At 70.3% G+C, this 21,090-nt stretch carries 18 protein-coding genes; 10 read left to right on the top strand and 8 right to left on the bottom strand.

The window, feature by feature from the left end:
- Positions 1–62: 62 nt before the first annotated feature.
- Positions 63–2,327 (bottom strand): transketolase C-terminal domain-containing protein, encoded by a 2,265-nt coding sequence (locus tag OIE47_RS22550; RefSeq protein WP_442792183.1) that lies wholly within the window; start codon positions 2,325–2,327, stop codon positions 63–65.
- A gap of 202 nt (positions 2,328–2,529) precedes the next feature.
- Positions 2,530–2,931, bottom strand: a complete 402-nt coding sequence (locus OIE47_RS22545; RefSeq protein WP_326563199.1) for a MarR family winged helix-turn-helix transcriptional regulator — start codon at positions 2,929–2,931, stop codon at positions 2,530–2,532.
- Between the two features lie 378 nt (positions 2,932–3,309).
- On the opposite strand from OIE47_RS22545, the gene OIE47_RS22540 reads away from it, so the two are divergent.
- The 4 genes from OIE47_RS22540 (at position 3,310) to OIE47_RS22525 (ending at position 7,436) form a co-directional block, all read left to right on the top strand.
- Positions 3,310–3,798 (top strand): GbsR/MarR family transcriptional regulator, encoded by a 489-nt coding sequence (locus OIE47_RS22540; RefSeq protein WP_326556518.1) that lies wholly within the window; start codon positions 3,310–3,312, stop codon positions 3,796–3,798.
- A 53-nt stretch (positions 3,799–3,851) separates the two neighbouring features.
- Complete coding sequence (locus OIE47_RS22535) at positions 3,852–4,784, top strand: ABC transporter ATP-binding protein (RefSeq protein WP_326556517.1); 933 nt, start codon at positions 3,852–3,854, stop codon at positions 4,782–4,784.
- Positions 4,771–5,568 carry an ABC transporter permease gene (locus OIE47_RS22530; protein ID WP_326556516.1) on the top strand — a complete coding sequence of 266 codons (798 nt, stop codon included), beginning with the start codon at positions 4,771–4,773 and terminating at the stop codon, positions 5,566–5,568. Before OIE47_RS22535 ends, OIE47_RS22530 begins: the two co-directional genes overlap by 14 nt.
- A gap of 218 nt (positions 5,569–5,786) precedes the next feature.
- Positions 5,787–7,436 (top strand): alkaline phosphatase D family protein, encoded by a 1,650-nt coding sequence (locus OIE47_RS22525; protein ID WP_326556515.1) that lies wholly within the window; start codon positions 5,787–5,789, stop codon positions 7,434–7,436.
- Positions 7,437–7,576: 140 nt separating this feature from the next.
- Here the strand turns inward: OIE47_RS22525 and OIE47_RS22520 are convergent, their stop codons facing one another.
- Positions 7,577–7,981 (bottom strand): YjbQ family protein, encoded by a 405-nt coding sequence (locus OIE47_RS22520; protein WP_326556514.1) that lies wholly within the window; start codon positions 7,979–7,981, stop codon positions 7,577–7,579.
- Positions 7,982–8,202: 221 nt separating this feature from the next.
- On the opposite strand from OIE47_RS22520, the gene aceE reads away from it, so the two are divergent.
- On the top strand, positions 8,203–10,959 hold the full coding sequence (gene aceE, locus OIE47_RS22515; RefSeq protein ID WP_326556513.1) for a pyruvate dehydrogenase (acetyl-transferring), homodimeric type: 2,757 nt from the start codon (positions 8,203–8,205) through the stop codon (positions 10,957–10,959).
- A gap of 128 nt (positions 10,960–11,087) precedes the next feature.
- Positions 11,088–11,759, top strand: coding sequence for a CGNR zinc finger domain-containing protein (locus tag OIE47_RS22510; RefSeq protein WP_326556512.1), 672 nt, complete (start codon positions 11,088–11,090; stop codon positions 11,757–11,759).
- 51 nt (positions 11,760–11,810) lie between these two features.
- Here OIE47_RS22510 and OIE47_RS22505 read toward each other — a convergent pair whose 3' ends face one another.
- Positions 11,811–12,254 (bottom strand): SRPBCC family protein, encoded by a 444-nt coding sequence (locus tag OIE47_RS22505; RefSeq protein ID WP_326556511.1) that lies wholly within the window; start codon positions 12,252–12,254, stop codon positions 11,811–11,813.
- Positions 12,255–12,389: 135 nt separating this feature from the next.
- On the opposite strand from OIE47_RS22505, the gene OIE47_RS22500 reads away from it, so the two are divergent.
- Both OIE47_RS22500 and OIE47_RS22495 read left to right on the top strand, forming a co-directional pair.
- A complete protein-coding gene (locus tag OIE47_RS22500; protein ID WP_326556510.1) occupies positions 12,390–13,724 on the top strand; it encodes a GH1 family beta-glucosidase in 1,335 nt (444 codons plus the stop codon).
- The gene (locus OIE47_RS22495; RefSeq protein WP_326556509.1) at positions 13,721–14,998 is read left to right on the top strand and encodes an MFS transporter; all 1,278 of its coding nucleotides are present in this window, start codon (positions 13,721–13,723) and stop codon (positions 14,996–14,998) included. The genes OIE47_RS22500 and OIE47_RS22495 overlap by 4 nt, the downstream gene beginning before the upstream one ends.
- 7 nt (positions 14,999–15,005) lie before the next feature.
- Here OIE47_RS22495 and OIE47_RS22490 read toward each other — a convergent pair whose 3' ends face one another.
- Entirely contained in the window at positions 15,006–16,220 is a 1,215-nt protein-coding gene (locus tag OIE47_RS22490) for an SLC13 family permease (RefSeq protein ID WP_326556508.1), read from the bottom strand.
- A 172-nt stretch (positions 16,221–16,392) separates the two neighbouring features.
- Between OIE47_RS22490 and gltX the strand changes: the two genes are divergently transcribed.
- Positions 16,393–17,802, top strand: coding sequence for a glutamate--tRNA ligase (gene gltX / locus OIE47_RS22485; RefSeq protein ID WP_326556507.1), 1,410 nt, complete (start codon positions 16,393–16,395; stop codon positions 17,800–17,802).
- Between the two features lie 143 nt (positions 17,803–17,945).
- Here gltX and OIE47_RS22480 read toward each other — a convergent pair whose 3' ends face one another.
- Positions 17,946–18,554 carry a copper resistance CopC family protein gene (locus OIE47_RS22480; RefSeq protein ID WP_326556506.1) on the bottom strand — a complete coding sequence of 203 codons (609 nt, stop codon included), beginning with the start codon at positions 18,552–18,554 and terminating at the stop codon, positions 17,946–17,948.
- A 231-nt stretch (positions 18,555–18,785) separates the two neighbouring features.
- Between OIE47_RS22480 and OIE47_RS22475 the strand changes: the two genes are divergently transcribed.
- Positions 18,786–19,436, top strand: a complete 651-nt coding sequence (locus OIE47_RS22475; RefSeq protein ID WP_326556505.1) for a hypothetical protein — start codon at positions 18,786–18,788, stop codon at positions 19,434–19,436.
- A gap of 55 nt (positions 19,437–19,491) precedes the next feature.
- Here the strand turns inward: OIE47_RS22475 and OIE47_RS22470 are convergent, their stop codons facing one another.
- Positions 19,492–19,998, bottom strand: a complete 507-nt coding sequence (locus OIE47_RS22470) for a hypothetical protein (RefSeq protein ID WP_326563349.1) — start codon at positions 19,996–19,998, stop codon at positions 19,492–19,494.
- A 396-nt stretch (positions 19,999–20,394) separates the two neighbouring features.
- Complete coding sequence (locus OIE47_RS22465) at positions 20,395–21,057, bottom strand: phosphatase PAP2 family protein (protein WP_326556504.1); 663 nt, start codon at positions 21,055–21,057, stop codon at positions 20,395–20,397.
- Positions 21,058–21,090 lie beyond the last annotated feature (33 nt).

The following is a 21,090-nucleotide window of genomic DNA, read 5'->3' as shown; positions in this document are numbered from 1 at the left end:
GTAGGGCAGAGTCCACACAGTTGTTCGGCTCGGCGCAAGTGGCGCACCGAGTGGATGCGAATTTACCGTGCCAGCAGCGTACGGGCACCCTGGGTAATGGCATCTTCGGACACCAGCACCTCGCGCGCAGCCGGACCTAAGGGTACAAACGAGTCAATTGACGCAACGCGTCGCACAACACCCACATATCCAGCATCCACCAGGCCGGCGACCACGCCCTCACCGACCCCTCCGGACCGGCGTGTCTCGTCCACGACCAGCACCCGACCAGTGGCGGAAGCCTCCCGGAAGATGTCCGCGACCGGCAGCGGGGCCAGCCAACGCAGGTCCACCACCCGCGTCCCGATGCCCTCCTCGGCCAGCCGGGAGGCGGCTCGCAGGGACATGCGTACGCCGTTACCGAAAGTGATGATCGTGATGTCTTCGGCGGACCCTACGCCGTAGACCCTGGCCCGGCCGATCGGCACGTGTCCGCTGGCCCAGCCACCCGGCCCCAGGTAGGGCGCCAACCACTCGTCGTCGCCGTCAGAGTAAAGATCACGGGTGTGGTAGAGCGCGATCGGCTCCAGGAAGACGCAGACGGTCCCGTCGACCGCGGCACTGGCCAGGCACGAGCGCAGCATCGGCGCGGCGTCGTCGGGCCGCGACGGGACCGCGAGCACAAGACCGGGAACATCCCGGAGTACGGCAACCGAGTTGTCGTTGTGGAAGTGCCCGCCGAACCCCTCCTGGTACGCCAGCCCCGCCACCCGTACCACCATCGGGTTCCGGTAGGCCCCCTTGGAGAAGAACTGCATGGTGGCGGCCTCGCCGCGCAACTGGTCCTCGGCGTTGTGCAGGTACGCCAGGTACTGGATCTCCGGGACCGGCAGCATCCCGCCCAGCCCGGCACCGAGCCCCAACCCGAGCACGCTCGTCTCGTCCAGGAGCGTGTCGAAGACCCTGGAGGCGCCGAACCGGTCCCGCAGCCCCTTCGTCACCCCGTACACCCCGCCCTTGGCGGCGACGTCCTCGCCGAAGACGGTCATCCCCGGGTAGTCGAGCATCCCGTCGGCCAGCGCCGCGTTGATGGTCTGTGCCAGGGTCAGCGGTCCCGCCGCCTCGGGCAGCCGGTCACCGAACGCGGCAGCCCGTGCGGCGGCCCCCGGTCCCGCCCCCCAGGTCCCCGCCTCGGCGACGGTACGGGAGACGCGTACGGGCCGGCGTGGGGCGAGCGGGGCGACGATGTCGGCGGCGGTGGTCAGTTTGGCCTCGCCGAGGACCTCCTCGGCCACCTTGCGCACCTGCCAGCCGACCGCGTCGTACCGCGCGATCACCTGCTCCGGGGTGGCCAGCCCCGCTTCCACGATCAGTTTGGCGGTGCCGATCAGCGGGTCCCGTCCCAGGTCCCGCTGCAACTCGCTCGCCGGCCGGTACGCCACCTCCGCGTCCGCCCCCGCGTGTCCCATCAGCCGCACCGTGGACAGGTGCAGGACGGCGGGGCGCCGGTGCCGGCGTACCCAGGCTGCTGCCTCGCTGGCGACGTCGTACGCCTGGGCCAGGTCGCAGCCGTCGGCGGCGAAGTAGCGGATGCCGGGCTTCGCGGACAGCGCGGCGGCCACCCACCCGTCCGGTGACCGGACGCTGATCCCCAGCCCGTTGTCCTCGCACACGAAAAGTACGGGGATCCGCAGGCCGGTGTGGTCGCACCAGCCCGCCGTGTTGAACGCGGCGGTGGCGCTGGCGTGGTTGACGGAGGCGTCCCCGAACGAGCAGACCACTATCGCGTCCGCCGGCCAGGCCGCTCGTGCCTCGGCGGCGGCCGTACGGGCGTCGGTGAGCCGGCTCGGGCTGCCGCCCCGGTGCCGCGCGGCGGGGTTGGCCGCACCCCGGCGCAGGCGTTCGACGGCGAACCCGACCCCGACCGCCCTGGGCAGGTGGGAGGCGATGGTGGAGGTGGTCGGGATGATGTCGAGGGCGGCGTTGCCGAAGACCTTGTGCCGGCCACCGGCGATCGGCTCCTGCACCGAGGCGACGATCCCGCGCAGCACGTCCCGAGCAGCGTTCGCGATCGGATCACCGAATACCGGGCTCGAAGCCTCGTCGCCCCCGTCACCGTCACCCGCCAACGCCGGTACGGCGGCAGCCTGGGCCATCCTGGCCGCGTAGAAGGCACCGGAGCGGTAGTGCAGCAGGGCAGGATCGGTGGCGCGTACGGCGGCGGCCACCGCGGCGTTGCCCTCGTGGCCGGCGGAACCGATCGTGTAGAAGCCCTCACCGAAGCTGCGCAGCCAACGCGCGGCGAGGTCGAGGTGCCGGCTGGTGAGCTGGGCGTCGAACAGTTCCATGGCACGTACGCCGGTGAGCGTGGCGCCGTCGCGGACCGGCCCGTCGGCCGAGCGTACCGGGGTGGGTACGACCAGACCGCCGACCGCCTCCCGGAACCGATCGTCGAGATCTTGAGGGGTGGTCACGTCGGACAGCATTACCGACTTCTGCCACCACTGACCACTCAGACACGGTCGCCGCGCTGCGGATGTGGCGCGCCGATCAGCCCAGTGCGGGTTCTTCCGGACAGCCGCCGTCGGAAACCTTCCACATCAGGGTGCGCAGGGTGGCCAACTCGTCGGCGCTCAGCCCGGCCAGGAGTCGGGAGTCCGACATGATCCGCCCGACCCGCTCGCGTACGTCCCGACCCTCGTCGGTGACGACCAGGGTGCGCAGCCGGCGGTCGGCCGGGTCGACCTGGCGGCGTACGAGTCCGAGGCGCTCCAGTTTGTCCACCAGCATGGTGATGTTCGACGGGTCGCAGTCGAGCCGCTCGGCCAGGTCACGGGCGGGCAGGGGGCGGTCCGGGTCGAGTTCGTGCAGGGCGTTCGCGACCGCCGGGGTCAGTCCGAGTTCGGCCAGGTCGAGGTCCATGAAGTGCCGCATCGCCCCGGACACGTGCATGATCCGGCGCACCACCTCACCGGCCAGCCCACCGTCACCCGCCGGGCCTGCCGTCGCCGCCACGGCGGCAGGCGTGGCCGCCGGGGCGGGGGCCGTGGCCGGGTCGCCGATCTGCGCCATGGGCAGGACGGTACCCGCGCATAGACCACCTACCGCCCTCTTATCGCCAAGGTCACGTCCATGATCGTTGCGCGCTGAGCTGTTCTCCGAGCCGCCGTTCCGACAGGTGAGCGCGCAACGATCATGAGCGGGCCGGGCGGGGTGTGTCGGAGTCTTCGGTGGGTGCGACTTCCGGCGGGCGCGGGTGGGGCAGGGGCTTGACGGGTCGTCGTACGGTTAGTTTGCAAATCATTGAACATTGGGAACAAGCGAGGATCCGTGGTCGAGTTCTCCCCCGAACGTCGTTACGTCGAGGACGCCGGCATCGTGCTGACCGGACTGGGCCTGCCGCCCGCGTACGGCAAGGTCCTCGGTTGGCTCCTGATCTGCGACCCGCCGTACGCGACCGCCACCGAGATCGCCGAGATGACCGGCCTGTCCAAGGGCTCGGTCAGCACCGGGATCCGGATGTTGGAGAGCACCGGCCTGGTCCGGAAGGTGGCCAACCCCGGCCGGCGCGGCATCGCCTGGGAGCTCATGCCCGACGCGTTCACCCGGGTCGCCGAGTCCGAACGGTTCCGCCTCTTCCGTCAACTGATGGACCGGGGCATCGAACTGCTCGGCGGCGAACAGTCACCGCTGACCGACCGGCTCGTCTATACCCGCGACCTCTACGCCTTCGTCGAACGGGAGCTACCCGGCTTCATCGAACGGTTCAAGACCGAACACGCCCGGAAGATGGCGCGACCGGAGGCGGGCGACCGCTAGCGGCGCACCGAAGACCATCGGGCGCGTCGAACACCATCGGAGAGGAGAGGCCGATGACCGAATCGGCCATCAGCACCGAGAACCTCACCAAGACGTACGGCCGCAACCGTGGCCTGACCGGACTGGACCTGCGGGTCGAGCCCGGTGAGGTGTACGGGTTCCTCGGCCCCAACGGCTCCGGCAAGTCCACCACCATCCGGATCCTGCTCGACCTGATCCGCCCCACCTCCGGTCGCGTACGCGTCCTCGGCGCCGACCCGCGCACCCACGGCGTACAACTGCGTCGGCGGATCGGTTACCTCGCCGGTGACTTCGTGGTCGACGGGCGGCAGACCGGGCGGGACCTGCTCACCTACCTCGGGAACCTGCGCGGCGGGGTGCCCCGGTCCCGGATCGACGACCTCGCGCAGCGGCTCGGGCTCGACCTCGACCGCCGGATCAAGGGCCTGTCCAAAGGCAACCGGCAGAAGATCGGTGTGGTGCAGGCGTTCATGCACTCCCCCGAGCTGCTCATCCTGGACGAGCCGACCAGCGGGCTGGACCCGTTCCTGCAACAGGAGTTCGTCGCCATGGTCCGGGAGGCGAAGGCCGCCGGGCAGACCGTCTTCATGTCCTCGCACGTGATGAGCGAGGTGCAGCAGACCGCCGACCGGGTGGGGATCATCCGGGAGGGACGGCTGATCACCGTCGAGCGGGTCGAGGAGCTGCGCGAACGCGCCGTACGCCAGGTCGAGATCGTGTTCGAGGAGCCGGTCGGTACGGAGGAGTTCGCCTCGCTGCCGAACATCAGTGACGTGACCGTGGCCGGGCACACCCTGCGGTGCCGGCTGGACGGCCGGGCCGACGCGCTGGTCAAGGCGGCGAGCCGGCACACCGTACTGAGTCTGCGGGCCGAGGAGCCCGACCTGGAGGAGTTGTTCTTCGGCTACTACAGCGAGACCGGGCACAGCGATAGCGGGCAGGAGGCGCATCATGCTGTTGCGTAACCCGTTCACGAAGGCTCTGTTCGACACCCGCCGGTCCCTGTTCGGCTGGACCGTGGCGATCGTCGCCGTCGGCGCCATGTACGCGTCCTTCTGGCCGACGATGCAGAACCCGGAGATGGCGGAGGCGCTGGCCGCGTACCCGGAAGGGTTGCTGGAGGCGTTCAACTACAGCGACCTGACCACTGCCGCCGGTTACCTCGGCGGAGCCGTCTACGGGCTGCTCGTACCGTTGCTGGTGACCGTCTTCGCGATCGCCGCCGGCACCCGCGCGATCGCGGGGGACGAGGAGGCCGGGACCCTCGACCTGCTGCTCGCCCACCCGGTCGGCCGGGCCCGGCTCGCCCTGCACCGGTACGCCGCCCTGCTGCTCGGGTTGGTGCTGATCTGCGGCCTGCTCGCCCTGGTGATGATCGCCCTGAGCGGACCGGCCGAGTTCGAGGGTGTGGGGGCCGGCGCACTGGCCGCGATCAGCCTCCAACTCGCCCTGTTCGGGGCCACCTTCGGCGCGCTCGCCTTCGCCATCGGCGGCGCCACCGGCAGCCGCGCAGCGGCCCTGGGCGGCGCAGCCGCCGTAGCCGTCCTCGCCTACCTGGCCAACTCCGTCCTCCCCCAGGTGGATGGTCTCGCCTGGGCCCAGAACCTCTCCCCCTTCCACTGGTACCTGTCCGGCGACCCCTTGGTGAACGGCCTCCAAACCACCGGCCCGTTACTCCTCCTAGCCACCACAACACTCCTGGTCGCCGCCGGCACCTACCTCTTCACCCGCCGCGACATCGCCGTGTAACCCCACCCCCGTCCCGCCCCCCGCCCCGACCCCCGGCGATCTTGCAGTTGTGGTGCCTCGTATGTCGGAATCGTGGCCTATGTGGACGACCACAACTGCAAGATCGACGGGAGTCTTCGCCTGGTGTTCGGCTGGGGGTAAGGCGGGGGCGGTGGGGGGTGAACGGGAGATCGAGAGGCTGCGGGGGTCCGTGTTTTCCGGATCCTGGGGAGATTTCCGTGTCAGTTTCTCGACGTACTCTGCTGCTCGGTGGGGCGGCGGTCGGTGCCGTCGGCGCGGTGGGCGGGTTGCCTGCCGCTGCCGGTGCTACGCCGGCTCGGCCGCTGCGGGAGGACCCGTTCACGCTCGGGGTGGCCTCCGGTGACCCCGACCACGAGGGGTTCGTGCTCTGGACCCGGCTCGCCCCGCAGCCCCTGGCCGAGGACGGTCTCGGCGGCATGCCGGCCCGTACCGTGCCGGTCCGCTGGGAACTCGCCGCCGACGAGCGGTTCCGCCGGGTCGTACGCACCGGCACCGCGCTCGCCCGCCCGCAGGCGGCACACAGTGTCCACGTCGAACTCGACGGCCTGGCGGCCGGGCGCGAATACTTCTACCGGTTCCACGTCGAGCGGTACACCTCGCCGGTCGGCCGGACCCGTACCGCACCCCCGCCGTGGAGCGTCGGTGGGGCCCTGGCGATGGCGTTCGTCTCCTGCTCGCAGTACGAGCACGGGTACTTCACCGCGTACAAGCGGCTGGCCGAGGCCGACCCGGACCTGATCCTGCACCTCGGCGACTACCAGTACGAGTACGCCCCGGACACGTACAACATCCCCGGCGGGAACCCGCGCGACCACGAGGGTCCGGAGACCCGCACCCTGGCCAACTACCGGCAGCGGCACGCTCAGTACAAGACCGACGCCGACCTCCAGGCCGCCCACCTGGTGGCGCCGTGGCTGGTGGTCTTCGACGACCACGAGGTGGAGAACAACTGGGCCGACGACGTACCCGAGGCGGCCGACCCGGAGTTCCCGGCCCGGCGGGCGGCGGCGTTCCAGGCGTACTACGAGAACATGCCGCTGCGGCGTACGTCGATCCCGCGCGGGATCGACATGCAGCTCTACCGGCGGGTGCAGTGGGGCCGGCTGGCCACGTTCCACATGCTCGACACCCGGCAGTACCGGGACGACCAGGGGTGCGGCGACGGTTACAAGGACTGCCCGGCGGCGGTCGACCCGGCCCGTTCGATCACCGGGGCCGCCCAGGAGCGGTGGCTGATCGACGGGTTCCGCCGCTCGTCGGCCCGCTGGGACATCCTCGGCCAGCAGGTCTTCTTCGCCCAGCGGGACAACAACGCCGGCCCGGCGACGGTGACCAGCATGGACTCCTGGGACGGGTACGTCGCCTCCCGTGACCGGATCACCCGGGGCTGGCTCGGCGCGGGCGTACGCAACCCGGTGGTGCTCACCGGCGACGTGCACGCCCACTGGGCCAGTGACCTCAAGCTCGACTACGCCGACCCGACCTCGCGTACGGTCGGCACCGAACTGGTCTGCTCCTCGATCACCTCGGGCGGGGACGGCGCCGACTCGGTCCCGTCGGAGCACCCGTTCCTCGGGATCAACCCGCACCTGCGGTTCTACAACAACCAGCGGGGCTTCGTCCTCACGAAGATCACCAACGAGCACCTGAAGGCCGACTTCGAGGTCCTGCCGTACGTGAGCACCCCGGACGCCCCCGCGTACACCCGCGCCTCGTTCGTGATCGAGGACCGCGTCCCCGGCCTCCACCAGACCTACGACCGCCCCCTCGACCCCGCCCCGGCCGCCACCCAGCGCCAGTCCCTCGCCACCCCCGACACCACCGCGCAGGAGACCGCCCGCCCCTAACCCCAAGATCCGCACTCTTGTAGAGAAAGAGTGGTTATCCGAGGGTGGATAGCCACTCTTTCTCTACAAGAGGGACCCCCGGAGGAGGGGGTGGGGGTTCTTCGGGGGTGCGGAGTTTTTGAAGGGTGGGGGCAGGGAGGTCAGGCGGGGAGGAAGGAGAAGCGGACCTGGCGGGTGGGGTTGTCGCCGTTCGGGTCGACCAGGCAGATCGACTGCCAGGTGCCGAGGGCCAACTGCCCGGCGAGCACCGGAACCGTCGCGTACGGGGGCACGAAGGCGGGCAAAACGTGGTCGCGGCCGTGGCCGGGCGAGCCGTGCCGGTGCCGCCAGCGGTCGTCGGTCGGCAGCAGGTCGTCCAGGGCGCTGAGCAGGTCGTCGTCGGACCCGGAGCCGGTCTCGATGAGCGCCAGTCCGGCGGTCGCGTGCGGGACGAAGACGTGCAGCAGGCCGTCGCCCTGACCGTCGACGAACCGCTGGGCTTCCCGGGTGATGTCCCGGACCACGGGACGGGAGCCGGTCCGGACAGTGATGACTTCGGTGTGCATGGGGCACAGTCTGCCGGAGTGGTCGGGAAGGGTCCGTTCCTCCCACAAACCGGGCGCCAGCTTTCGCCACCGTCGGTTAGCTGACAAACATGTTGCCGCCAAGTTACTGGAGGGTACATGTGTCGAGTGTCGCGTCTGCGGCCACTAGGCGTGACGGAACCGGGCATGAGGGGGCAGGATGGCGCCAGAGACTAATCCCACACACAACCGAGGGAACGCCTGTGGCCACGGAACGCAAGCGCCCGGTAATCAGCGACGGCCTGCCGAGCCAGCTTCCGGACATCGACCCTGAAGAAACCAGCGAATGGGTCGAGTCGCTTGACGGAGTGATCGACGAGCGCGGTGCCAAACGCGCCCGCTACGTCATGCTCCGTCTGCTGGAGCGCGCGAGAGAGCGCCAGGTCGGGGTACCGCCGCTGACCACCACCGACTACATCAACACGATCCCCCCGGAGCGCGAGCCCTGGTTCCCCGGCGACGAGCACGTCGAGCGCCGGATCCGGGCGTACATCCGGTGGAACGCGGCGATGCTCGTGCACCGCGCGCAGCGCCCGGAGATCGGCGTCGGCGGACACATCTCGACGTACGCCAGCTCCGCTTCGCTGTACGAGGTGGGCTTCAACCACTTCTTCCGGGGCAAGAACCACCCGGGTGGCGGCGACCACATCTTCTACCAGGGCCACGGCTCCCCCGGTATGTACGCGCGCGCGTACCTGGAGGGACGGCTGTCCGAGCACCAGCTCGACGGGTTCCGGCAGGAGCTGTCGCATCCGGGTGGCGGCCTGCCGTCGTACCCGCACCCGCGGCTGATGCCCGACTTCTGGGAGTTCCCCACCGTCTCCATGGGTCTCGGCGGGATGAACGCCATCTACCAGGCCCGGTTCAACCGGTACCTGCACAACCGTGGCATCAAGGACACGTCCCAGCAGCACGTGTGGGCGTTCCTCGGTGACGGCGAGATGGACGAGCCGGAGTCGCTGGGCGCGATCGGCGTGGCCGCCCGCGAGGAACTCGACAACCTCACCTTCGTGATCAACTGCAACCTCCAGCGGCTGGACGGCCCGGTACGCGGTAACGGCAAGGTCATGCAGGAGCTGGAGTCGTTCTTCCGGGGCGCCGGCTGGAACGTGATCAAGGTCGTCTGGGGCCGGGAGTGGGACCCGCTGCTCGCCGCGGACACCGACGGCGCACTGGTCAACCTGATGAACACCACTCCGGACGGTGACTACCAGACGTACAAGGCCGAGTCCGGCGCGTACGTCCGGGAGCACTTCTTCGGTCGGGACCAGCGCACCCGCAAGCTCGTCGAGCACATGAGCGACGACGAGATCTGGAACCTCAAGCGGGGCGGGCACGACTACCGCAAGCTGTACGCGGCGTACAAGGCGGCCACCGAGCACACCGGCCAGCCGACCGTGATCCTCGCCAAGACCATCAAGGGCTGGACGCTCGGTTCGCACTTCGAGGGCCGCAACGCCACGCACCAGATGAAGAAGCTGACCCTGGACGACCTGAAGTCGTTCCGTGACCGCCTCTACCTGGACATCCCGGACAGCGCGCTGGAGAGCAACCCCTACCTGCCGCCGTACTACCACCCGGGTGAGAAGTCCGAGGAGCTGGCGTACCTGCGCGAGCGTCGGCAGCAGCTCGGCGGTTACCTGCCGTCGCGCCGGACCGAGGGCAAGAAGCTGGCCATCCCCGGCCCGGAGCGGTTCGCCGACGTCAAGCGCGGCTCGGGCAAGCAGAAGATCGCCACCACGATGGCCTTCGTCCGCCTGCTCAAGGACGTGATGAAGGACCGCGAGTTCGGCAAGCGGTGGGTGCCGATCATCCCGGACGAGGCCCGTACGTTCGGTATGGACTCCCTCTTCCCGACCCAGAAGATCTACTCTCCGCACGGGCAGAAGTACACCTCGGTCGACCGGGAGCTGTTCCTGTCCTACAAGGAGTCGACCACCGGGCAGATCCTGCACGAGGGGATCAACGAGGCCGGTTCGGTCGCCTCGTTCACCGCCGCCGGGTCGTCGTACGCCACCCACGACGAGCCGATGATCCCGCTGTACATCTTCTATTCGATGTTCGGCTTCCAGCGCACCGGTGACGCGTTCTGGGCCGCCGCCGACCAGATGGCGCGCGGTTTCGTCCTCGGTGCCACCGCGGGACGGACCACGCTCAACGGTGAGGGCCTCCAGCACGAGGACGGCCACTCGCACCTGATCGCCGCGACCAACCCGGCCGTCGTCGCGTACGACCCGGCGTTCGCGTTCGAGATGGCGCACATCCTGGAGAACGGCCTGCACCGGATGTACGGCGAGGACCCGGAGAACATCTTCTACTACCTCACCGTCTACAACGAGCCGATCCTCCAGCCGGCCGAGCCCGCCGACGTCGACGTGGAGGGGCTGCTCAAGGGCATCTACCGCTACGCACCGGCACCGTCGGTCTCGAACTCCGCGGGCGGCGAGACCCCGCGGGCCAACCTGCTGGCCTCGGGTACGGGCATCCAGTGGGCCCTGAAGGCACAGCAGTTGCTGGCCCAGGACTGGGGTGTGGCCGCCGACGTCTGGTCGGTCACCTCCTGGACCGAGCTGCGCCGGGACGCGGTGCAGGCCGAGGAGTACAACCTGCTCCACCCGGGCAGCGAGCCGAAGGTGCCGTACATCGCCAGCAAGCTCGCCGACGCGCCCGGCCCGGTCGTCGCGGTCAGCGACTGGATGCGGGCCGTGCCGGACCTGATCGCGCGCTGGGTTCCGGGCGACTACACGTCGCTGGGCACCGACGGGTTCGGTCTGTCCGACACCCGGCACGCCCTGCGCCGGCACTTCCACGTGGACGCCGAGTCGATCACCGTGGCGACGCTGCGGCAGCTCGCGCTCCGCGGTGTAGTACCCGCCTCGGTGCCGGCCGAGGCGGCCCAGAAGTACGCGATCAACGACATCTCGGCGGCTCCGGTCGGCGAGACCGGCGGCGACTCCTGATCGGATAGTCCCCGGGTACGTCTCCACGCGGGCCCGTCCGCTGGCTGGATCCCCCAGCCCAGCCGGACGGGCCCGCGCCGTTTCCCCTCGCCTGGAACGGCCGTCCGGTAACCGCCTATTGTGGTTACATGGCCGGCGTCATCACCCTGCACCACCCGGACGGGCAGGTCTTCGACTTCGACGCCGGAACGCTCTGCCTGGAGCTGGTCTGCACCACCGGCGGCGAGGGGTTCCGGGCCAGGTTCGAGGTGCTGCACAGCCCGGCCGACATCGTCACCTGGGCCGCGCTCAGCCGGCTCGACCTGGCGGCACACGGGGTGGATCCGGCCGAGGTCGACGCCGGTCCCGAGGACCTGGCCGACCTGAGGCGACTCCGCGAGGCGATCTGGTCGGTCGCGTTCACCGTGGCGACGACGGGCGCCGACGGCTCGCCGGGCGAGGGGTCGACCGGTGACGCGCCGGCCGTGGGCGGGGGGCGGTTCGGGGCCGAGTTGGCGGTGATCAACGAGTTGGCGGGCGGGCGTGGGCTGGTGCCGAGGTGGGATCCGGTGACCGGGGCGGCCGGTTGGCAGCGGCCGGTCACCGCCGGTCAGTTCGTCACCGAGATCGCCCGCGACGCGGTACGGATCTTCGGCACCGCCGCCATCGACCGGGTACGCAGGTGCGCCGGGGACAACTGTGCCCTGCTCTACCTGGACACGTCCCGCCCCGGCCGGCGGCGCTGGTGTTCGATGCAGCGGTGCGGCAACCGGCACAAGGTCGCCGGCCACCGCCGCCGACAGCAGACCGTCATTCCGTAACGCGTCGGCGCGACACGAGCACCACACCGAAAAGACGGGCCGTCGAGAGGATCAGCTCACGGTGGCGAGGCCGGTGAGCCGTTCCAGTGAGCCTTCCAGGTTGGCGCCGACGCGCCGCATGCCCCAGCGCAGCAGGGCGCCGCGGATCGGGCCGGCGGGCCACCGGACCATGATCAGCCGGACCGCGGTGGCGTCGTCCCCGTCGGGGGCGAGTTCCACGTAGACCTCGGTACGGGCCTCGGCGCGGGCGCCGGACCCCTCGATCCGCTCGCGCCAGGCGATCAGCGTGGGTGCCTGGTAGGCGATCACCTCGGCGTCCACCGCCGGGCCACGGATGACCCGAACACGTTGCCGCCGGCCGAAACCCTCACCCGAGAGGACCTCGGCCTGGCGTACTCCAGCGAGCCAGGCCGGCAGCCGCTCGGCGCGCTGGACCACGTCCCATACCGCGTCGATGTTCGCTGCCACCCGCACGCTGCGTTCAATGAGCATCATCTCTAGCTGCCTCCATTGAGGACATCGTACGAACATTCGGAGCTTATGCGCATATTGGCACCAAACCGGACGCCTATCCAACGACACGCCGAGGGACTACAGTCCGAACAACTTTCGCGTTTCGAGGAGGGGTGGATGAGCGCTCGGCTGCCCGAGTTTCCCGCCGGATTCACCTTCGGCGTCTCCACCTCGGCGTACCAGATCGAGGGCGCGACCAGCGAAGACGGCCGCCGACCGTCGATCTGGGACACCTTCACCCGCACCCCCGGGACGGTCGTCGACGGGAGCACCGGGGACGTCGCCTGCGACCACTACCACCGGTACGCCGAGGACGTCGAACTGCTCGCCGGGCTCGGCGTCGGGGCGTACCGTTTCTCGATCGCCTGGCCCCGGGTCCAGCCGGACGGGACCGGCCCGGCCAACCCCGACGGCCTCGACTTCTACGACCGACTGGTCGACGCCCTCCTCGACCGGGGCATCGACCCGGTCGCCACCCTGTTCCACTGGGACCTGCCGCAGGCCCTCGAGGACAGGGGCGGGTGGCTGGCCCGCGACACCGCCGGGCGGTTCGCCGACTACGCGAGCCTGGTCGCCGGCCGGCTCGGTGACCGGGTCAAACTCTGGATCACGCTCAACGAACCGTTCGTCCACATGAGCTTCGGATACGGGCTCGGCGTCCACGCCCCCGGCCGGCAGCAGCTCTTCGACGCGTTCCCGGTCGCCCACCACCAACTCCTCGGGCACGGGCTCGCGGTGACCGCCCTGCGCGCCCTGACCACCAGCCCGATCGGCATCACCAACAACTACTCCCCGGTCCGCCTCCAGGGTTCCACCGACGACGACCGGGCCGCCGGTGCGGCCTACGACGCCCTGCACAACCGGCTGTTCACCGACCCGATCCTCGGTCGCGGCTACCCCGAGATCCCCGGCACCGACCCGTCCATCGTGCACGCGAGCGACCTCGACACCATCGCCGCGCCGATCGACGCGCTCGGCGTCAACTACTACAACCCCACCGGCGTACGCGCGCCAACCGACCCGGACAGCCCGCTCCCGTTCGACCTGGTGCCGCTGGACGGCTACCCGACCACCAGCTTCGGCTGGCCGGTCGACCCGGACGGGCTGCACGAACTGCTCACCGGACTGCACCGCGAGTACGGCGACAACCTCCCCCCGATCCACATCACGGAGGGCGGCTGCTCGTACGAAGACACGATCGACGCGGACGGTCGATGCGACGATCCTGAACGGGTGGCCTACCTCGACGGGCACCTGCGCGCACTGCACCGGGCGATGGCCGACGGCGTCGACGTACGCGGTTACTACGTCTGGTCGCTGTTGGACAACTTCGAGTGGGCCGAGGGGTTCACGAAACGGTTCGGCCTGGTGCACGTCGACTTCGACACCCAGGCTCGCACCCCGAAAACCTCGTACGCCTGGTACCACGACCTGATCAGCGGTCAAGCATGACCACCGTGCAGCCCGTACCGGCGTCCCTGCCCGCCGCTCTCACCGAACCGACCGTCCCGGTACGCCGTGGCTGGATCGCACTGATCTTCGGCGCCAACCTCGGCGTCTGGATGGCGTTCTTCACCCCGATCCAGATCCTGCTCCCGCAGCAGGTCGAGTCGATCTCACCGGTCGGCAAGGAGGGGATGCTGGCGGTGGTGACCGGGCTCGGGGCGCTCGCCGCAGTACTGGCGAACCCGCTGGCCGGGGCGCTGTCGGACCGTACCTCCCTGCGGCTGTGGGGTCGGGCGGTCGGGCGCCGGCACGTCTGGACGGTCCTCGGCGCACTGCTCGCCGCCGGTTCGTTCCTGCTCCTCGCCCAGCAGCGGACCATCCTCGGCGTGGCCCTGGCCTGGGTCGCCGCCCAGCTCAGCCTCAACGCCATGCTCGCCGCCCTGACCGCCGCCATCCCGGACCGGGTGCCGGTGGTGCAGCGGGGCGGGGTCTCCGGGTGGGTCGGCATCCCGCAGGCGCTCGGGCTGGTGGTCGGTGCGGTCCTGGTCACCACCGTGGTCACCGGCACCCGCGCCGGTTACCTGGTGATCGCGGGTGCGCTGCTGCTGCTGGCGCTCCCGTTCGCCCTGCTCACCCCGGACGACCCGTTGCCGCGTACGCACCGGTCCGAGCTGCGGTGGCGGGAACTGATCGCCGGAATGTGGATCAGCCCGCGCCGGCACCCGGACTTCGCCTGGGCTTGGGGGACCCGGTTCCTGGTCCAGATGGGCAACGCCCTCGGCACCCTCTACCTGCTCTACTTCCTCCAGGACAAGGTCCGCCACGGCGACCCGGAAGCGGGCCTGCTGGTCCTGATCCTGCTCTACACCGCCGGGATGATGGCCACCGCCGTCGTCTCCGGACGGCTGTCGGACCGGACCGGGCGGCGGAAGGTTTTTGTCATCTGGTCCGGTGTGATCATGGCGGTGGCGGCCCTGCTGCTCGCCGCCTGGCCGATCTGGCCCGCCGCCCTGGTCGCGGCACTCCTGCTCGGTGCCGGTTACGGCGTCTACCTGGCGGTCGACGCGGCCCTGATCACGCAGGTGCTGCCGGTGGCCACCGACCGGGGCAAGGACCTCGGCGTGATCAACATTGCCAATGCGGCCCCGCAGGTGCTCGGGCCGGCGCTCTCCGCCCCGATCGTGGTCCACCTCGGCGGCTACCCCACCCTGTACGCGGTCACCGCCGCCGTCACCCTGCTCGGCAGCGCCCTGGTGGTCAACATCCGCTCCGTACCCTGAGCCGCCGTCACCGTTCCAGGAGCAGGACGCTCACGGCGGCGGCGACCGTCACGATCGCGGTCAACGCGCCCGTACGCAGGAAGCGCGGCCAGCGTGGGCTCAACCCGGCGGCCCGGCACCGTTCCAGCCACAGCAGGGTCGCCAGGGACGCCCAGGGCAGCACCAGCGGTCCGGCGTTGGTCCCGATCAGCAGGCCGAGGAGCTGGTTGGTGTGGCCGAGGGGGACCACCGCCTCGGCGGCCACGTACGCCGGCAGGTTGTTGATCAGGTTGGCCAGTACGCCGCCGGTGGCCGCGGCCCGCCACACCCCACCCAGGCCGGGATCGACACCGACCAGGACACCCAGCAGCCGGGACAGGCCGAGCCGGCCGACCGCGTCCACGATCAGGAACATCCCGCTGACCAGGGCCAGCAGCCGCCACGGGATCAGCGCCCAGCGCACCTGTGCCCGGTCCCGGACGGCGAACGCCACCAGCAGGACCACCGCGCCGACCACCGACACCACCGCGATCGGCACCCCGACCAGGATGCCCACCACGAAGAACCCGCAGGTCAGCGCGGCCACCCGGAACAGGACCAGGTCGCGGGGGTGAAAGCGCGGCGGCGGCTGGTAGCGCGATTCGGATCGCAGCCCCCGGCGCCAGTAGCAGAACCAGAGGCAGGCCGCGGTCGCCACCAGCGCCGCGAGCTGCGGCAGCGCCATCCGCTCGGCGAACCCGAGGACCGGCAGACCCACCCGGTCGGCGGCGAGCAGGTTGGTCAGGTTCGACACCGGCAGAAGCAGGCTCGCCGTGTTCGCCAGCCAGATCGTGGTCATCGCCAGCGGCAGCGGGGCGATCCCGGCGCGGGCCGCGACCGCCAGCATCACCGGGGTGAGCAGGACCGCCGTCGTGTCCAGGTTGAGGATCATGGTGGTCGCCGCGGCCAGGGCCACGCTCAGCCCGAACAGCGCCGGATAGCTGCCCCGTGCGGCGATCGCCATCCGGGCGGCCAGGACGTCGAAGAACTCGGCCCGCGCGGCCAACTCGGCCAGGATCAGCACCGCGAACAGGAAAACCAGGATCGGGGCGATCCGGTGCAGGGTGGCGTCGGCGTCGGCCGCCGGCACCAGCCCGGTGGCGAGCAGCACCAGACCGAGGGCGAACAGACCGAGCGCCAGCCACGCCGACCAGTCCAGCCGCCGCACCGGAGCCAACCGGCGTACGGCATCCAGCCGGACCATCCGCGCCTCCCCTCGCCCGCTCTCGTCCACGTTGCGGCCGGTTGCCGCCGATCGACCGGTTCTGCACCGTTGACCAGCCCTGGTCAGCGGCGCGATGGCCGGAGGCGACGATAATCGGACCGTTCGGAAACCTGGTGGCGGGGGCGTACGGGGTCGCCCGTAGGCTTGGCCCGTGACGGTACGCGTACGCTTCGCCCCCTCCCCGACTGGCATGTTCCACGTCGGCGGTGCCCGCTCGGCCCTCCAGAACTGGATCTACGCCCGGCAACAGGGCGGTGTTTTTGTCCTCCGGGTCGAGGACACCGACGCTGCCCGGAACAAGCCCGAATGGACCGAGGGCATCCTCTCCGCGCTGGAGTGGATCGGCATCGAACGCGGCAGCTACGAGGGCCCGTACTTCCAGTCCGCCAACGCCGACCAGCACCGGGCCGCCGCCGAGAAGCTCTACGGCCTCGGTCGCGCCTACTACTGCGACTGCACCCGTGAGGCGGTCCAGGCCCGCACCGGTTCGCAGTACCAGGGTTACGACGGCTACCACCGCGACAAGAACCTCGGGCCGGGCGAGGGTCGCGCGCTGCGCTTCCGTACGCCGGACGAGGGCGAGACCGTGGTGGTCGACCTGATCCGGGGCGAGCCGACCTTCGAGAACCGGCTGATCGAGGACTTCGTGATCGCCCGGGGCGACGGGTCGCCGGTCTTCCTGCTGGCCAACGTCGTGGACGACATGATCATGGAGATCAGTCACGTCATCCGGGCCGAGGAGCACCTGCCGAACACCCCCAAGCAGCAACTGCTCTGGGAGGCCCTCGGGGTGAAGCCCCCGATCTGGGCACACGTGCCGGTGGTGGTCAACGAGAAGCGGCAGAAGCTCTCCAAGCGGCGCGACAAGGTGGCCCTAGAGGCGTACAAGGACGAGGGCTACCTGGCCTCGGCCATGCGCAACTACCTGATGCTGCTCGGCTGGGCGCCGTCCGGCGACCGGGAGATCGTGCCCTGGTCGGTGATCGAGTCGGAGTTCCGGCTGGAGGAGGTCAACCCCTCACCGGCCTTCTTCGACGAGAAGAAGCTGCGCGCCTTCAACGGCGACTACATCCGCGCCCTGCCGGTCGAGGAGTTCATCGCCACCTGCCAGCCGTGGCTGACCGGCACCGACACGATCGCCCCGCCGCCCTGGGAGCCGGACGAGTTCGACCCGGCCGCGTTCGCGGCGGTGGCGGCACTGGCCCAGACCCGGATTGCGGTCATGAGCGAGATCGTGCCGAACGTCGACTTCCTCTTCCTGGCCAGCCCGCTGATCGACGAGGCGGCCTGGGCGAAGACGATGAAGGAGGGCTCGGCCGAGCTGCTCGACGCCGCGATCGCCGCCTTCGAGGCGTTGGAGACGTGGGACACCGAGCCGTTGAAGACGACGCTGGAGCAGGTCGGCGCCGAGCGGGGGTTGAAGCTCGGCAAGACCCAGGCACCGGTACGCGTCGCGGTGACGGGTCGTACGGTAGGGCTGCCGTTGTTCGAGTCGCTGACGGTGCTGGGGCGGGAGCGTACGCTCGCGCGGTTGCGGGGGGCTCGGGTTCGGTTGCCCTGATCTTTTGTTCTGGTGGGTGGGGGCCCGCCGTGCCCGCTCTGGGTCGTCAGGCTTGATCCCCGCCGCGGGCACGGCGGGCCCCCACCTTTCGCTCGTCAGGGTTTAGTTGCTTCAGTGGCTGGATCGATCGGTTGGTTGCTTGGTCAGGTGGTGCGGGAGCGGTGGCGTCGGGTCAGCAGGGTGCCGATCAGCGCTGCGAGCAGTACGACGGCGGCGCCGATGGCCCAGGGCCACCAGGTTGAGTCGCCGTCCTTGTCCTGGCCGCTGCCGGCCAGTGGGGTTAGGGCGGGGGCGGGTGTGGTGGCGGACGGTGTGGGTGTGGGTGCTGCGGCTGGGGTTGCCGATGGGGTGGGGGGCTCGGTGGGGGTTGTGCCTACGGTGAGGGTGAACTTGATTTTGCCCTTGATGGGGTGGCCGTCGCTGGATGGAAGCTCGTACCCGACGGTGTAGAGGCCGGCTGGTCCGGGCCGGAACCCCACCGTGGCCTTGGAGCCGGAAAAGGTCGGCGCGGCACTTGCGGCCGAAACGTTATCCGGTCCGGTAAGGGTGATTTTCGTGGCCCGAGGGTCGAGCCGGGCCAGGAAGGTCAGGGTCACCTGAGCGGGTGCCTTGGCCAGGCTGGCCCCGTCTTTCGGATCGCTGCTGGTCAGCGAGTTGTGCGCGGCGGCGGGCGTCGCCGTCAGCGCAACGCTTGCCACACCGGCGATCGCGGCCAGCAGCAGGCCGGCGGCCCGGATTGATTTGCCCCCCATGGAGTCCTCCGCGAAGATACGATTCGGCCACCGATCGACGGCTCGTCATTAAGTCGACCCTAGATCGCAGATAGTTCCAAATACTGCTCGAACAGGTGCAACCGAGCGGCGTTCTGCGGAGTCTGTGTAGTGAGCGCGACGAACCTGCCCCGGCAGCAGACCGCACTCCGAACAACACCAGTGCGTGACCTGCATCAAGGCCATCCATCGAACGGGGCGGGGAGGTCAGCGATGATCAGAGGGCAGAAGCACCGACTCACGGTCGTCGCCGCGCTGCTGATCGCGGTCGGTTCCTGGCTCGGCCTGGCGACCCCCGCGTCCGCCGCACCGGCACCCGCACCGAACTCGGTCACCATCACCGGCGACGGGGTCGCCGCCCCGCTGGTCATCCGCGCCGAGGGCGACCAGGAGATCTTCGCCGCCGTGCTCGACCAGGTCGGCTGGCTGGGCGGCACCGGACAGACCAGTTCCCCGCCTGCCGGCGACCTCGGCCCGAAGTACATCGTGACGGTCCTGACCGACGACGTGGCGAAGCAGACCTACGACCTCTACCCGCTGGCCAAGGGCGGACCTCGGGCGTACCGCCCGACGAAGCAGCCCGACGGCACCACCGTCGCCCCGGCCTGGTTCTTCGGCCGACTCTCGATGAACGAGACGTTGCAGGCCGCCGGGGTGCCACTGCCCAATCAGGCCAGCATGGTCAACGGCGGGATCGGCGGCGGCGAGCGGGTGATCAAGGAAGACTCCCTGACCCCGGGCAAGGACCTCTCCCGGGTCCTCACCGACCTGCGCAGCCTGCTGCTGCTCAACGGTGCCGTGGTCGTCGCGATCACGATCTGCCTGGCCGGCATCTCGCTGCTGGTCCGCCGCCGCACCCGCTGACACCACCGGGGGCGGTGACACCGCACCCGGTTTCCGGGCACGGCTGGCCGTCAACTCAGCACCACCGGTCCGGTGGTCGCTGCCGCCGGTCCCCGCGTACTCGTGGCCGGACCGCGCCGTGCCGGTGCCCACCGGCCCATCCGGGCAGATCCGGCTGGCAGGACGGCGCCCGCTGCAACTCGTCACCGACCTGGTCGACCGGGTCCACCGGCTCGGTGTCGCCGGTCGCCGGGCTGGTCGTGACGGACGTTCCGGCCGGGTCGCCGATCCGCTGCCGGGGCACCAGGGAACCCACCGCCACCTCCACCACACCGTCGTCCACCAGCGGCTCCGCCATCGGTGGACCGCCGACCGGGGCCGGGCCGGTCAACGCCGGGCCGACGCCGGAAGCGCCCACCCCGGTCGCGCCGGAGCCGGGTGCCACCTCGGCTCCGGCCGGCACTGCTCCGCAGACCCAACGCATCGGCTTACCCGTGAAGGAAGTCGACTGCTCGTCCTGGTCACCCCGGAACAGCGGCTGATCGCCGCGGGCGCAGCCATGCTCGGCCTCCCCGTGCGCCATCCGGCCTCCTCTTGCTCTTTGTCGCCGTCGCCGTGTGGGCGGTCCCCCGGAACGGCCCAGCTCATCGGTGGTGGTGACCATCGCGGGACTGTGGCAAGCCGTACCAGGCACTCTCACCGTACTGGCCTAAGTTGACGGGTCCGACGCCGCCGTGGCTGGAGATCAGGATGGCGCTGCGGACCGGACCCGGCTACGCGTCGAACCCCGGTTCGGCAGAACCTCGCGCTGACCGGTCGTACGACGCTGTACGGCCATCCGTCGATCCCACCACACCATCGGTCCGTTGCCATCCGACGAATCGATGACCCGTCGGCACCCGCACTCCGTCAATCGACGGAGGGACACCTGTTGATCACGAAGAGTCCGGCCGGATCGGACGGGTCGGATCCCCTGGAATCAGCGGGGCGCCCGGTTCGCGGCCAGCGCGGGAACGGGCGGGCGCGGGGCGAGACGGTCCACGGCGTACGCCACCGGGGGGACCACGGCGAGCGCCAGCAGCCAGCCACCGAGCACATCCGCCGGCCAGTGCGCCAGCAACGCCAGCCGGGTCAGTCCGATGAAGATCGCAAACGCCGCCGCCAGCGACACCGTGACGACCCGCCCGGTCCGCGCGAACCGGGGCCAGAGCAGGAGTACGGCCACCAGCGCCAACGCGCTCGCGTTGCTGGTGTGCCCGCTGGGGAAGCCGTTGCTGTGCACCACCACGAAACCGTTCAGCGGCCGGGGGCTGTGCACCCACCAGTGCATCAGGCTCCACAGCACCGGTACGACCACCGTGACGGCCGCACAGCACGCGGCGAGGCGGCGCTCGGCTCGGGCCAGCAGACCGGCACTGACCACCGCACCGATGACCAGGAACGGCACCGTGGCGGCCACGTCGGTGGCGATCCGCAGCACCGAGACCAGGTCGGGGCGCTGGTCTCCGTACCCCCGGAAGGCGTCGCTGACCGCGGCGTCGAAGCTTTCCAGCGGCGCCCAGCCACCGACCACCATCGCGAACAGGGCCAGGAAGGCGGCCAGCGCGAGCAACGGCAGGGCGACCGGTGGGCGGGCGATCATCCCAGCATGATGGCACGACCGGCCGGGGTCGTC

Source organism: Micromonospora sp. NBC_01796 (assembly GCF_035917455.1).
In the GTDB taxonomy this organism is placed as follows: domain Bacteria; phylum Actinomycetota; class Actinomycetes; order Mycobacteriales; family Micromonosporaceae; genus Micromonospora_G.
Note: the sequence above shows the minus strand (reverse complement) of the source record. Positions and strands in the feature narration are given on the sequence as shown.